This window comes from Roseicella frigidaeris, assembly GCF_003258945.1.
GTDB lineage: Bacteria > Pseudomonadota > Alphaproteobacteria > Acetobacterales > Acetobacteraceae > Paracraurococcus > Paracraurococcus frigidaeris.
This window is the reverse complement of the sequence record NZ_QLIX01000001.1, coordinates 24,945-38,010: the sequence shown is the minus strand read 5'-3', so window position 1 is coordinate 38,010 and position 13,066 is coordinate 24,945. Positions and strand designations below refer to the sequence as shown.

The following is a 13,066-nucleotide window of genomic DNA, read 5'->3' as shown; positions in this document are numbered from 1 at the left end:
GCAGGGCCGGGGCCGTCAGAGCGGCCGCAGCGGCACCGGCACGCCGGGCGGCAGCGGCACCTCGGCGACGTTGAGCGTCATCGCAACGGCGACGTAATAGCCGCTGACGGCGATGAGATCGATCACGCCGCGCTCGCCGAAGCGCTCCTTCACCGCGGCATAGCTGGCATCCGAGACCGTCCGCGTCCGGTGCAGCTCGGTGCAGAAGCGCCAGACCATCGCCTGGTCGGGGTCCATGCCGTCCGGCATGCGGCCCTCGGCCACCGCCTCGGCGATCGCGGCGGGCAGGCCGGCCTTCATGGCGAGGAGATGGTGGGCGTACCACTCGTACTGCGCCGTCCATTCCCGCGCCGTCACCAGGATGGCGAGCTCGTTCAGCGCCGACGGGATGGAGGAGTTGAAGCGGAGGTACTCGCCGAGCTTCTGGAAGCGCTCGGCCACCTCCGGGCTGCGCAGCATGGCGGGAAAGGGGCCGCGGAGCCCGCCGCGCGGCCCGGCGGTGATGCTCTCGGCGACACGCTTCTGCTCCGGCGTCATCACCGATTCGGGGATGGGCGGCAGGCGGCCGCGCTGGCCGTCATCGGCCGGCAGGCCGGTATCGCTGGGCATGGATGATCCTCCCGGGGGTTTGCCGCGGCATTCTCGCCCCGGCCGCGGTTTCCGCCAAGGAACGCTTCCGCCCCGCGACGAATGGCTCTAGCGTTGCCGCCACAGGGATCCTTCACGGCCAGGAGACACCATTGGCCTATGCGCTGCAGCAGCTGATCAACGGGATCAGCCTGGGCATGATCTATGGCCTGATCGCGGTGGGCTACACCATGGTCTACGGCATCATCGGCATGATCAATTTCGCCCATGGCGACATCTTCATGATCGGGTCCTTCGTCGCCCTCATCACCGTCCTGCTGCTGCAGATGGGCGGGCTGATGGCCGGGCCGGCGGCGATCCTCGCCGTCCTGCTCGTCTCCATGGCGGTCACCGCCCTCTATGGCTGGACGATGGAGCGGGTGGCCTACCGGCCGCTGCGGGGCAGCTTCCGCCTGGCGCCGCTGATCTCGGCGATCGGCCTCTCCATCGTGCTGCAGAACTACATCCAGGTCAGCCAGGGGGCGCGGCCGAAGCCGCTGGAGGCGCTGATCCCGGGCGGCGTCGAGGTGATGCGCGACGGGCCCTTCGTGGTGCAATTCTCCTACATCCAGATGCTGATCATCGCCCTGACCCTGGCGGTGCTGGCCGCCTTCACCATCCTGGTCACCCGCACCCCGCTCGGCCGCGCTATGCGGGCCTGCGAGCAGGACCGCAAGATGGCCTCGCTACTCGGCATCGACACCGACCGGACGATCAGCCTCACCTTCGTCATCGGCGCCGCGTTGGCCGCCGTCGCCGGCACCATGTACCTGCTGCGCTACGGGGTGATCGATTTCTACATCGGCTTCCTGGCCGGGGTGAAGGCCTTCACCGCCGCCGTGCTGGGCGGCATCGGCTCGCTGCCCGGGGCGGTGCTGGGCGGGCTGCTGATCGGCCTGATCGAGACCTTCTGGTCGGCCTATTTCAGCGTGCAGTACAAGGATGTCGCCGCCTTTTCGATCCTCGCCGTCACGCTGATCTTCCTCCCCACCGGCCTGCTCGGCCGGCAGGAGGTGGAGAAGGTATGAGCGGAGTCGCCGCCCCGAAGGCGGGCCTCGCCTTCGCGCTGCGCGACGCCGCCATCGCCGCCGCGGTCGCCTTCGGCCTCTTCGCCATGCTGGTCGGGCTGCGCACCGATATCGGCCCGACCGGCGGCCTCGTGCTGCGCCAGCGCTGGGCGGTGGTGGCGCTGCTCTGCGGCCTCGTCTTCCTCGGCCGGCTGCTGCTCACCACCTGGCTCGGCCGGCGGGCGCTGCGGCCCAGCACCGCGCCCGGCCCCTGGACCCTGCGGCTGCAGCAGAGCGGCCGCCTGGTCGCGCCGCTGCTGCTGGCCCTGGCGCTGACCCTGCCCTTCCTGCCCACGATCGGCCGCTACGAGCTGGATATCGGCATCCTGGTACTGACCTATGTGATGCTCGGCTGGGGGCTGAACATCGTGGTCGGCCTCGCCGGGCTGCTCGACCTCGGCTATGTCGCCTTCTACGCCATCGGCGCCTATTCCTACGGGCTGCTCTCCACCAGCTTCGGCCTCTCCTTCTGGATCTGCCTGCCGCTCGCCGGCATCCTCGCCGCCTTCTGGGGCATGCTGCTCGGCTTCCCGGTGCTGCGGCTGCGCGGCGACTACCTGGCGATCGTCACGCTCGCCTTCGGCGAGATCATCCGCGTGGTGCTGCTGAACTGGACCGAGCTGACCGGCGGGCCGAACGGCATCAGCGGCATCCCGCGCCCCAGCTTCTTCGGCTTGCCCTTCAGCGCTGGCGGCGGCGAGGGCAGCTTCGCCGGCTTCTTCGGCCTCGAGCCCTCGCCCAGCCACCGGGTGATCTTCCTCTACTACCTCATCCTCGGCCTCGCCCTGCTGACCAACTGGGTGACGCTGCGGCTGCGCCGCCAGCCGCTCGGCCGCGCCTGGGAGGCGCTGCGCGAGGACGAGATCGCCTGCCGGGCGCTCGGCATCAACATCACCGTCACCAAGCTGACCGCCTTCGCGCTGGGGGCCATGTTCGGCGGCTTCGCCGGCGCCTTCTTCGCCACCCGCCAGGCCTTCATCAGCCCCGAGAGCTTCACCTTCATCGAGAGCGCGATCATCCTCGCCATCGTCGTGCTCGGCGGCCTCGGCAGCCAGATCGGCGTCGCCATCGCGGCGCTCGTCATGATCGGCGGCTTCGAGGTGTTCCGCGGCCTCGACGAGTGGCGGATGCTGGTCTTCGGCGGCGCCATGGTGGTGATCATGGTGCTGCGGCCGCGCGGCCTGGTCGGCACCCGCACGCCCTCCATCGCGCTCGGGCAGAAGCGCGCCATCGGCGGCGACCTGGTCGGGGAAGGCCGGGGTTGAGCGCGGCCGCCGGCCTCGCGCCGATCCTGGAAGTCGAGGCGCTCAGCATGCGCTTCGGCGGGCTGACCGCCGTCTCCGACGTCTCCTTTGCCGCCCGCCGCGGCGAGATCACCGCCGTCATCGGCCCGAACGGCGCCGGCAAGACCACGCTGTTCAACTGCATCACCGGCTTCTACCGCCCGAGCAGCGGCAGCATCCGCCTGCATCCGGCGAGCGGCCCGGCCATCGCGCTGCACCGCCTGCCCGGCTACCGCATCGCCCGCGCCGGCGTCGCCCGCACCTTCCAGAACATCCGCCTCTTCCCCGGCATGACCGCGCTCGAGAACCTGCTCGTCGCGCAGCACAACAAGCTGATGGCGGCGACCGGCCTCGGCATCGGCGCGGTGCTCGGCCTCTCCCGCTATCCGCAGGCCGAGCGGGCGGCGATCGACCTCGCCCGGCAATGGCTCGCCGCGACGCGGCTGCTGGAGCGCGCCGACGACCCGGCCGGCGCCCTGCCCTATGGCGCGCAGCGGCGGCTCGAGATCGCCCGCGCCATGTGCACCGAGCCGCTGCTGCTCTGCCTCGACGAACCCGCCGCCGGGCTCAATCCGCGCGAATCCGACGAGCTGGCGCGCCTGCTGCTCGATATCCGCGGCCAGGGCACCTCGCTGCTGCTGATCGAGCACGACATGGGCGTGGTGATGCGGATCAGCGACCGGGTTGTGGTGCTCGACCATGGCAAGCTGATCGCCGAGGATGCGCCGGCCGTGGTGCGGGCCGATCCGCGCGTCATCGCCGCCTATCTCGGCGAGGGCGAGGAGGACGAGGACGCGCCGCCGACCGAGGTGCCGGCATGAGCGCCGCCCCGGCCGCCGCCACCGCGCCGCCGCTGCTCGAGGTCGAGGGCGTCTCCGCCGGCTATGGCGCGGTGCAGGCGCTCAACACCGTCTCGCTGCAGGTGCAGCCGGGCGAGATCGTGACGCTGATCGGCGCCAACGGCGCCGGCAAGTCGACGCTGCTGATGACCATCTGCGGCCAGCCCCGGCCGCGCGCCGGGCGCATCCGCCTCGGCGGCGAGGACATCACCGGCCAGCCGACGCACGCCATCATGCGCCGCGGCGTCGCCCAGTCGCCGGAGGGGCGGCGCATCTTCCCGCGCATGACGGTGCGGGAGAACCTGCTGATGGGCGCCGAGGCGCTCAGCAAGGAGGACCCGGCGCCGCAGATGGCGCAGGCCTGCCGCCTCTTCCCGCGGCTGCAGGAGCGGCTCTGGCAGCGCGGCGGCACCCTCTCGGGCGGCGAGCAGCAGATGCTGGCGATCGGCCGGGCGCTGATGTCGAAGCCGCGGCTGCTGCTGCTGGACGAGCCCTCGCTCGGCCTGGCGCCGCTGGTGGTCAGGCAGATCTTCGACGCCATCCGCCAGCTCAACGCCGAGACCGGGCTGACCGTGCTGCTGGTCGAGCAGAACGCCAACCTGGCGCTGCGCCTGGCGCACCGGGCCTATGTGCTGGTCAACGGCCGGATCACCATGGAAGGCTCCGGCCGCGCCCTGCTGGCCCGGCCGGAGATCCGCGACGCCTATCTCGGCGGCGGCCACGGCTGACAGGGCCCCGCCCCGTCGCTTACAGTCCGCAACGGCCGGCCGCCATGCCGGACGAGTCGTCAGGAGAACAGGGATGCTGAGCAGAAGGCTGATGCTGGGGGTGGCGCTGGCCGCCGCCGCCGCGGTTGCGCTTCCCGGGGCCGGCAGGGCGCAGGGCAATTCCGGCCCGATCCGCATCGCCACCGCCGGACCGATGACCGGGCAATACGCCGCCTTCGGTGGCCAGATGCGCGCCGGCGCCGAGCAGGCGGTGGCCGACATCAATGCCAAGGGCGGCGTCCTCGGCCGCCAGCTCGTGCTCGAGGTCGGCGACGATGCCTGCGACCCGCGCCAGGCCGTCTCGGTCGCCAACCAGCTCGCCAGCCGCGGCGTGCGCTTCGTCGCCGGGCATTTCTGCTCCGGCAGCTCGATCCCGGCCTCCAAGGTCTATGCCGAGGAGGGGGTGCTGCAGATCAGCCCCGCCTCGACCAATCCGCGCTTCACCGATGACGGCGGCTGGAACACCTTCCGCACCTGCGGCCGCGACGACCAGCAGGGCCAGGTGGCCGGCAAGTACATCGCCGAGCATTTCAAGGGGAAGAAGGTCGCGATCCTCCACGACAATTCCGCCTATGGCAAAGGCCTCGCCGACGAGACCAAGAAGGCGCTGAACGCAGCCGGCACGACCGAGACGCTCTACGCCGCCTACACGCCCGGCGAGCGCGACTACAACGCCCTGGTCTCCCGCCTGAAAGGGGCCGGCGCCGAGGTGATCTATATCGGCGGCTACCACACCGAGGCCGGGCTGATCCTGCGCCAGGCCAAGGAGCAGGGGATGAACGTCACCCTGATCGGCGGCGACGCGCTGGTGACCAACGAGTTCTGGCAGATCACCGGCGCCGCCGGCGAAGGCGCCATGATGACCTTCAGCAGCGATCCGCGGAAGCGCGCCAGCGCCGCCGAGGTGGTGCAGCGCTTCAAGGCGAAGGGCATCGATCCGGAGGGCTACGTCCTCTACACCTATGCCGCGATCCAGATCTGGGCGCAGGCGGCGGAGAAGGTGAAGAGCCTGGATCCGAAGAAGATCGCCGAGGCGATGAAGGCCCAGGGGCCCTTCCAGACCGTGCTCGGCGAGATCAGCTTCGACAAGAAGGGCGACGTGACCGTTCCGGACTACGTCTTCTACGTCTGGAAGAATGGCACCTATTCCGAGATGTAGGACTTGCAGCCGGCCGGGCGCAGCGCCATTCTCATCGCAGTCGTCAACAACCGAAAGGAGGTGATCCAGATGTCTCATTGTTCGAAGGCGGGTGCCGCGGTCGCGGCCTGGATCATCGTCCCTGCCACTGCGGGGATGGCGTCCTGAGCCAGCCGGGGCGGCAACGCCTCTGACCAATGGAAGGGCCTCGGCGGGCGACCGCCGGGGCCCTTCGCAATTCCATCCCCCATCCTGCCTCGACGGGGGGCCGGGCCGCCGGACCATCCGGCCGTGGCCGCGACGCGCCCAGGCCCTCGCGCCCGGGCGCGCCTCCGCTACTCAGACGTGCCAGAACTCAGACGTGCCAGACATTGTCCTGCACGGTGACCTGCGCCGTGAAGGCGCCGCTGTTGTCGGCATATGCCTCCGGATGGCCGTGGAAGGCCGTGCCGTCGGCGATGCCGAGCAGCAGCGTGGTCGCTCCGTCGGGCACGTGGAACTGCTGCACCGTGCCGTCACGCGTGCCGGTCAGCCCGTCGCCGATGTAGAAGACCTGGTCGACGCCCGGGGCGAGCGTGGTGAAATCCGTGCCGAGCGTGGCGAAGTCGAGCGTCGCCGGGATGGCATGGCCGGCCGCCTGCTCATTCCCGTCGAGGAAGACGCCGACGAGCATGCCGCTCTTCGGCACCGTCAGGCCGGAGAGGCCGGCGGTCGGGTCGAGCGAGGTGCCGAGCGGGAAGTCGAAGCCGTCGGCGTCATTGTAGACCTTGTCCGGCCCGAAGGCGACACCGCCGCCGACATTGGTCACCGTCACCACCCGCCCCGTGCCGGTGCCGAGATCGATGCTGACCGGGGCCCCGGCGCCCTCGCCGGAGACATCGCCATCATGGTTGTAGATGGCCGCGGTCGCCGTCACCGTCACCGCGCTGGTCGTGGGCGTCGGCGTGCCGGCATCGAGGGGCGACACGTCGAGCGGCTGCACGACGCCATCGAGGCGGAGGAAGGCGTGCTCCACCCCGCTCATGTCGAGGTTCAGCACCGCGTTCACGAAATGCGCGCTCGGGTCGCCCGCCTTCGTCTTCATGAAGGTGGTCAGGTCGGCCAGCGCGTTGTGGATGTCGGCGCGGGCGAAATCGGTGGAGGTGGTGGCGATGTAGATGCTGTCGTCGCCATCGCCGCCGACGATGGTGTCCGACTCGTCGAAATAGGTGGTGGTGAAGAAGTGGTCGGCCCCAGCGCCGCCAACCAGCAGGTTGTGGCCGCTGCTGCCGGCGAGCCGGTCATCCTGAGCGCTGCCGATCAGGGTATCGTCGCCGATATCGCCCCGCATGACGGCATTGCCGGTGGTCGCTGAGGCATCGAGCGCGCCGCCGGAGGAGGGCGCCTGGAAATTGATCAGTTTCATGGAGAATTGTCTCTTCGAATCCATACGGCACCGTTGCGGCCGCCACAGCCGTAATAGCTAAAAAATATATAAATTCCACGTGTGATTTGCCTCAGGAGTTGAATTTCGGTGCCCGAATACCGGAATGGCCTAGACCAACGTCATCGAAATAATGCTTTGTTCGGAATAATAGACGCCTCGGCAGGGGCCGATCCTGTCCTCCCGGCCTGCCCTACCGGTCAGGGGCCAGCCGCCATTGCGCCCACGGGATGGTAGTCACGACCGAAATAGATCAGCCCGTGGTCGTGCCGGCTGCCGATCAGGATCGCCTGCACCTCGGCGAAGACCACGAGGTGCGTGCCCTTCTCGACGATCTCGGCGATGCGGCAATCGAAGGAGGCGACCGCGCCCTCCAGCACCGGCGCGCCGGTGGCCAGCCTTGTCCAGCTCCCCGCCTCGAAGCGCTGCTCCATCGTGCATTTGGTCACACCGGCGAAGACCATCGCGGCCTCCTTCTGCCCGGCGGCCACCACGTTCACGCAGACCGTGCCGTTCGCCTTCATCGCCGGCGCCGCCGTCGCGCCGCGATTCATGCAGACCAGCAGCGTCGGCGGCTCGTCCGTCACGCTGCAGACGGCGCTGGCGGTGAAGCCGCCGCGGCCGGCGGGCCCGCCGGTGGTGATGATGTTCACCGCGGCGCCCAGCCGGGCCATGGCATCGCGGAATTCCTGGCGGGTGACGGTCATCGCGCTCGGCCTTGCTGTTCCGGGCGAGTTAAGCACGGGCCGCCGGAATGGGAACCCGGCCCCTCACCGCCCGGCCGAGAGCGGGGTCGAGACCTGCTCCAGCGGCTTCCCCTCGGCGGCGAAGCCGAGCCGCCATTCGGTGGCGGCCGCGATCAGCATCAGCGTCGCGGCGATCAGGTAGCCCCAGAAGATGTCGAGGCGCTGCCCCCCCTCGATCAGCCAGCCGAACAGCGCCGGGCCGACGACGCCGCCCGCCGCGGTGCCGATGGCGTAGAAGAGGGCGATCGCCATCGCCCGCATCTCGAGCGGGAAGCTCTCGCCGACCGTCAGATAGGCGGCCGAGGCGGCGGCGGAGGCGAAGAAGAAGATCACCGTCCAGGCCAGGGTCTGCTCCCAGGCCGAGAGCCAGCCCGCGGCGAAGGCGCCGCCCGTCGCCGCCATCAGGATGCCCGCCAGCGCATAGGTGCCGGTGATCATCGGCCGCCGCCCGATCGTGTCGAAGAACCGCCCGAGCAGCAGCGGCCCCATCAGGTTGCCGAGGGCGAAGGGCAGCATGAACCAGCCGATCTCATGCGGCGGGATGCCGTAGAAGCGGGTCAGCACCAGCGCGTAGGTGAAGAAGACGGCGTTGTAGCAGAAGGCCTGGCAGGACATGAGCACCAGGCCGAGCACCGCCCGGTCGCGATGGCTGTCGAACATCGCCCGCCAGACCTCGGCGATGGAGGCGGCGCCGCGCCGGTGCAGCACCACCGCGCCATAGGTCGGCGGCGGCAGCCAGCCCTTGGTCTCGACCACCTCCCGCTCGATGCCGCAGACGATCCGGCTCGCCTCCTCCGGCTGCCCGTGCAGCATCAGCCAACGCGGGCTCTCCGGCAGGTGGCGGCGGAGCAGCAGCACGACCAGGGAGAGCGCGCCGCCGACCACGAAGGCGGCGCGCCAGCCGATCTCGGGATCGACGAGGGCGGGATCGAGCACCACCAGCGCCACCACGGCGCCGATCGCCGCCCCGCCCCAGAAGGTGCCGTTGACGCAGAGATCGGTGGTGCCGCGGTAGCGCGCCGGGATCAGCTCCTGGATGGCCGAGTTCACCGCCGCGTACTCGCCGCCGATGCCGGCCCCGGTCAGCGCCCGGAACAGCGCGAAGCTCCAGAAATTCCAGGCGAAGCCGGTGGCGATGCTGGCCAGCATGTAGACCACCAGCGTGACGAAGAAGAGCCGCCGCCGGCCGATCCGGTCAGCCAGCCAGCCGAAGCCGAGCGCGCCGATCACCGCGCCGATCAGATAGGCCGAGGCGGTGAGGCCGATCTGGCTCTCGGTCAGCGCCAGCGACGGGCTCTGGTGGATGGCGCCGGCCAGGCTGCCGACCAGCGTCACCTCCAACCCGTCCAGCACCCAGGTGATGCCGAGCGCGATGACGACCCGCCAGTGGAAGCCGCTCCAGGGCAGGCGGTCGAGCCGGGCGGGAACATCCGTCTCGAAGCGCTCGCCCCCTGCGGGGCCCGGCGTGTCACGCATGGGCGGTCTCCTTGGGCAGGGCAGGTCCCGCCGGGTGAAGCGGTTGCGACAGGCCTGCGGTTCCCGCCGGCGGGCGCGGGGAGGCCGGAGGCAGGCCAGGGGTGCCGCGAGGCGCCGGTGAAGGGGCGTCATACCAAGCGCGCGAAGGGTTCACCTCCGCGTCCCTCGGCGCGACGCCCAGTCGGGCATCCGGCCCTGCGGGCCGCAGGTCGGCACGTCGCGCACCAGGCCTCATCCCAACGGCCGTTGCTGGTGACCCATCAACGGCCCCCTCGAACGCCGGCGGGCGCAACCCTCCGGTGTGCTTGGCTTCGCCGCGTCGCGCTGGCAGGCGCGCCTTGCGGCGCGACCGGCGGCGCCCATCCGGGCGCTCGGCATGAATGGAATATCCATGCCGTTGGTCTCAGACGAAAGCCGGGCGCTCCGGGCTGCCGAGCAGCCAGCGGCCCACCGTCTCCAGATGCCAGGGCGTCGCCTGCAGGTGCTGCGAGATGCTCATGGCGTCGCGGAAGCGCCGCTCGAAGGGGTTCGCCTCCAGCACCGCCGTGGTCCCGGCGGCGCGGTAGCAGGCGATGGAGACATCGGTCGCCTGCCGCATCACCGTGGTGGTGGCCAACCGCAGCGCGATGCGGCTGGCCATGGCGAGCTCGCCCTGCGCCACCGCCTCGGCCCAGACCTCCCGCACCGTGCCGAGCAGGTACATCCGGGCGCCGCGCAGGCTGGCCTCGAGCTGCGCCACCTCCGATTGCACGCTGTGGTTCTCGGCCATGGGCTGCGCCCCGGCGCGCGCGGTCTTGCCGCGGGCGAGGGCGATGGTGCGATCGAGCAGGCTACGCGCGGTGCCGAGGGCGGTGGCCGAGAAGCCGGTGGCGTAGCAGAGATGCGAAGTGATGGCGGTCACCGGCCGATGGTCCCGCCGCGCCTCGAAGCGGTCGCGGGCGCAGGCATGCGCCTCGGGAATGAAGAGGTCCTGGACCTCGTAGGAATCACTGCCGGTGCCGAGCAGGCCGATCGCGTTCCATTCCGACGCCACCCGGGCCGCCGCGCGGGGAAAGAGCACCGTCACATCCTCCGGCCGTCCCTCCGGCGAGAGGCGCGGGCGGCCATCGGGGAAGACCACGGGCAGATGCGCGCCGAGCAGCGTCGCATGGCGGTTGCCACTGGCGAAATCCCAGGCGCCGGTCACCCGGTAGCCGCCCTCGACGACGACGGCCCGTGCCTGGCCGTGCCGGGCGCCCCAGGCGAGGGCGCTCCGCCGCTCGCCGAACAGCGCCTGCACCACCTCCGGCGCCAGATAGGCCGCGGCGCTCATCGCCGAGACATTGCCCTGGCATACGCACCAGGCGGTGCTGGCATCGCCGATGGCCAGCGCCTCGCAGATCTCGGCGAAATCGGGCAGGGGCAGGTCGCGGCCGCCGACCGCGCGCGGCAGCAGCAGACGCAGGAAATCGCGGGATTGCAGGGCGTCCAGCACCTCGGGCGGCAGCGCCTTGGCCCGATCGATGGCGGGCCCGGCGGCCGTCAGCATCGGGATGAGGGCACGGGCCTCGGCCACGGGGGCGGGCTCCGGCACCGCCGCCCGGTGCTCCGGCGGCAGGGTGCCGGCTGCGGCTAAGGCCATGATGGCACCTCCCCTGTTGCTGCCGTGCGCCGGTGATGGCGGCCGCGTCGGCGGTTGCGGCCAGCATGGGGCGGATCGTCGCGCCCGTGCAAGACGGCCGACCGTCCGCCGCCTGCGCCTCCCTCAGCGATGCAGCCGGGCCAGGCTGTCCTCCGCCGCCGCGGCGGCCATGGCCGCGGCATCGGCCGGCAGCAGCAGCCGCTCCGCCACCAGATGCGCCGCCGCCCGGCGCACCGCGGCGACATAGGCGCCCTGGTCCGGGTAGCGCTCCTCCAGCGAGGGACGCGGGTCGCCCGCCGCCAGGCGGTCCGCGCGGGTCGCGGCGAAGGGCAGCACGGCGCCGGTGTTGTAGCAGAGGGCGCCGGGGGCGAAGCCCTCGGCCCGCGGGTTCCAGCCGGTATAGGTCGCCTTCGGCACGGCGAGGACCGGGCTGCGCAGCCCGGCCGCGGCATTGCCGTCGGCATCGACGCGGGGCAGCAGCACGGCATACTCGCCCTTGACCGCCGGCGGCATCGCCTCGGCATCGACCAGCTGCGCCGGCCCGTGCTCGCCGCGATAGGGCAGGCCGGGAATGGCGGGGTACAGCCCCTCGGCGGGCTGCAGCGTGCCGGCGGCGCGGTCGGGGTAGCGGCTGGCGGGCGGCTCCTTCCCCTCGCGCAGCCAGGCATCCAGCGCCAGCAGCAGGGCCCGCATCGGCGCCCCGGCCTGCAGCGGGTTCACTGGCAGGGCGCAGCGGTCGATCCGCGAGGCGACGGCCTGCGCCGCGGCGAAATGCGGATGGCCGGCCAGCATATAGGCCCGCACTTCGGGCGGCAGGGGCAGCGGGTCGCCGCGCGTGTCGGTGACCAGCAGCGAGGCCCGGGCGCCCCAGAACTCGTATTCGCTGTCGGTCTGCATGAGGCGCGGGCAGGTGTCGCTGGCGCGGCACCGCTCGAGCAGCCCGTCGCGGCGGCCGGTCAGATGGTCCTCGCTGGTCGCATAGGCGAAGGGGAACTGGTCGGCCGGATAGAGCCGGTCGCCATGCGGCGTCGGGTTGCGGCCGGGCTGGGCGAAGCGGGCATTGGTGAAGGTCCGGCGGGTGCCGGGGATATGCGCCAGCATGGCGCCATAGACCTGGCGGCCTTGCTCGTCCTCGTTGAAGCCCTGATAGAGGTAGTCCCGCACGAAGCGCCCGGATTGCGAGATGCCGCTGAGGATGGCGCGCTCCGGCGCGACGCCCGCCGAGGCCAGCGGGTTCTGCGGCCCCGGCGCATGCCGCAGGAAGGCGGCGATGTCGCGCAGGGCGGCGAAGGCCATGCCTTGCACCACCGGCTCCTTCGCCGTGTAGATCAGCTCGTAGAGCGCGCCGGCATCGAAGCCGGCGGGGCGGGTGATCTCGATCTGCCGCGGCCCGGTGACGCGGAAGCCGAGATCGGGCGGGGTCTGCCGCGGATCCTCGGCGCGGGCCCGTACGGTGAGCCGCGCCCCCGCCTCCGTCGCCAGCGGATAGGTGAGTGGCGCCGTCACCGGGCTGCGGAGGTGGTCGAAGAGGAATTCCTCGCGCGAGAGGCCGGTCACCCCCGGCAGCGCCGGCGCGGCCAGGCGCAGCCCCTCCCCCGGCGCGAGATCGGCCTGCCAGCCGATCCAGGCGAGGGTATAGCCCTCCCGCAGCAGGTAGCCGTTGCCGGCCTCCCGGCCCTCGGCGAGCAGGTTTGCCGCGGCGGTGTCGTCCAGGAGCTGGCCGAGCAGCTCGCGGCCGCGATTCGGCACCTCGACCAGCAGGGCGCCGTTGCCCTGGCCGGTCGGGCGCAGCAGCACCAGATCCGCCACCGCCTCCACCCGCCCCGCGGCGTCGCGCGGCGCGATGGCGAGGTCGACGATGCCGGCATTGCGCGGGTTGGCGGGATCGAGCGCGATGGTGGCCTTGAAGGCCAGCCGCTCGTACTGGCCGGCCTCGCCGAACGTCCGGCCGCCGAAGGCCGGGGCGGGCGGCCCCTCGGGATCGAGGCGCGTCACCTCCGCCCGGCCGGCGGCCATCGCCGCGACGGTCAGCAGGCAGGCGGCGGCAAGGCGCAGCAGGGCTCGGCGCATGGGCGGTTT

At 71.5% G+C, this 13,066-nt stretch carries 11 protein-coding genes; 5 read left to right on the top strand and 6 right to left on the bottom strand.

Annotated features, from left to right (window positions below; translation table 11 throughout):
* Nucleotides 1-15 precede the first annotated feature (15 nt).
* The gene (locus DOO78_RS00200) at nucleotides 16-609 is read right to left on the bottom strand and encodes a carboxymuconolactone decarboxylase family protein (protein ID WP_207802730.1); all 594 of its coding nucleotides are present in this window, start codon (nucleotides 607-609) and stop codon (nucleotides 16-18) included.
* A gap of 131 nt (nucleotides 610-740) precedes the next feature.
* On the opposite strand from DOO78_RS00200, the gene DOO78_RS00195 reads away from it, so the two are divergent.
* The 5 genes from DOO78_RS00195 (at nucleotide 741) to DOO78_RS00175 (ending at nucleotide 5,742) form a co-directional block, all read left to right on the top strand.
* Nucleotides 741-1,655 (top strand): ABC transporter permease subunit, encoded by a 915-nt coding sequence (locus tag DOO78_RS00195; protein WP_111467729.1) that lies wholly within the window; start codon nucleotides 741-743, stop codon nucleotides 1,653-1,655.
* Complete coding sequence (livM, locus tag DOO78_RS00190) at nucleotides 1,652-2,959, top strand: high-affinity branched-chain amino acid ABC transporter permease LivM (protein ID WP_111467728.1); 1,308 nt, start codon at nucleotides 1,652-1,654, stop codon at nucleotides 2,957-2,959. The genes DOO78_RS00195 and livM overlap by 4 nt, the downstream gene beginning before the upstream one ends.
* Nucleotides 2,956-3,798 carry an ABC transporter ATP-binding protein gene (locus tag DOO78_RS00185; RefSeq protein WP_456308889.1) on the top strand — a complete coding sequence of 281 codons (843 nt, stop codon included), beginning with the start codon at nucleotides 2,956-2,958 and terminating at the stop codon, nucleotides 3,796-3,798. Before livM ends, DOO78_RS00185 begins: the two co-directional genes overlap by 4 nt.
* The gene (locus DOO78_RS00180) at nucleotides 3,795-4,544 is read left to right on the top strand and encodes an ABC transporter ATP-binding protein (protein WP_111467727.1); all 750 of its coding nucleotides are present in this window, start codon (nucleotides 3,795-3,797) and stop codon (nucleotides 4,542-4,544) included. The genes DOO78_RS00185 and DOO78_RS00180 overlap by 4 nt, the downstream gene beginning before the upstream one ends.
* A 73-nt stretch (nucleotides 4,545-4,617) precedes the next feature.
* Complete coding sequence (locus DOO78_RS00175) at nucleotides 4,618-5,742, top strand: branched-chain amino acid ABC transporter substrate-binding protein (RefSeq protein WP_111467726.1); 1,125 nt, start codon at nucleotides 4,618-4,620, stop codon at nucleotides 5,740-5,742.
* Nucleotides 5,743-6,076: 334 nt separating this feature from the next.
* Here the strand turns inward: DOO78_RS00175 and DOO78_RS27270 are convergent, their stop codons facing one another.
* The 5 genes from DOO78_RS27270 to DOO78_RS00150 all read right to left on the bottom strand — a co-directional run bounded on the left by DOO78_RS27270 (nucleotide 6,077) and on the right by DOO78_RS00150 (nucleotide 13,057).
* Nucleotides 6,077-7,126 carry a calcium-binding protein gene (locus DOO78_RS27270; protein WP_207802729.1) on the bottom strand — a complete coding sequence of 350 codons (1,050 nt, stop codon included), beginning with the start codon at nucleotides 7,124-7,126 and terminating at the stop codon, nucleotides 6,077-6,079.
* Between the two features lie 218 nt (nucleotides 7,127-7,344).
* Entirely contained in the window at nucleotides 7,345-7,851 is a 507-nt protein-coding gene (locus DOO78_RS00165) for a flavin reductase (protein ID WP_111467725.1), read from the bottom strand.
* A gap of 63 nt (nucleotides 7,852-7,914) precedes the next feature.
* On the bottom strand, nucleotides 7,915-9,366 hold the full coding sequence (locus tag DOO78_RS00160; protein ID WP_111467724.1) for an MFS transporter: 1,452 nt from the start codon (nucleotides 9,364-9,366) through the stop codon (nucleotides 7,915-7,917).
* Between the two features lie 403 nt (nucleotides 9,367-9,769).
* On the bottom strand, nucleotides 9,770-10,987 hold the full coding sequence (locus tag DOO78_RS00155; protein ID WP_111467723.1) for an acyl-CoA dehydrogenase family protein: 1,218 nt from the start codon (nucleotides 10,985-10,987) through the stop codon (nucleotides 9,770-9,772).
* A gap of 123 nt (nucleotides 10,988-11,110) precedes the next feature.
* Nucleotides 11,111-13,057, bottom strand: a complete 1,947-nt coding sequence (locus DOO78_RS00150; protein ID WP_111467722.1) for an alpha/beta hydrolase domain-containing protein — start codon at nucleotides 13,055-13,057, stop codon at nucleotides 11,111-11,113.
* Nucleotides 13,058-13,066: the final 9 nt, after the last annotated feature.

Coding starts and splice junctions, on each gene's coding strand:
- DOO78_RS27270 (WP_207802729.1), bottom strand. CDS start 7,126: ATGAAACTGATCAATTTCCAGGCGCCCTCCTCCGGCGGCGCGCTCGAT.
- DOO78_RS00200 (WP_207802730.1), bottom strand. CDS start 609: ATGCCCAGCGATACCGGCCTGCCGGCCGATGACGGCCAGCGCGGCCGC.
- DOO78_RS00160 (WP_111467724.1), bottom strand. CDS start 9,366: ATGCGTGACACGCCGGGCCCCGCAGGGGGCGAGCGCTTCGAGACGGAT.
- DOO78_RS00150 (WP_111467722.1), bottom strand. CDS start 13,057: ATGCGCCGAGCCCTGCTGCGCCTTGCCGCCGCCTGCCTGCTGACCGTC.
- DOO78_RS00175 (WP_111467726.1), top strand. CDS start 4,618: ATGCTGAGCAGAAGGCTGATGCTGGGGGTGGCGCTGGCCGCCGCCGCC.
- DOO78_RS00165 (WP_111467725.1), bottom strand. CDS start 7,851: ATGACCGTCACCCGCCAGGAATTCCGCGATGCCATGGCCCGGCTGGGC.
- DOO78_RS00155 (WP_111467723.1), bottom strand. CDS start 10,987: ATGGCCTTAGCCGCAGCCGGCACCCTGCCGCCGGAGCACCGGGCGGCG.
- DOO78_RS00180 (WP_111467727.1), top strand. CDS start 3,795: ATGAGCGCCGCCCCGGCCGCCGCCACCGCGCCGCCGCTGCTCGAGGTC.
- livM (WP_111467728.1), top strand. CDS start 1,652: ATGAGCGGAGTCGCCGCCCCGAAGGCGGGCCTCGCCTTCGCGCTGCGC.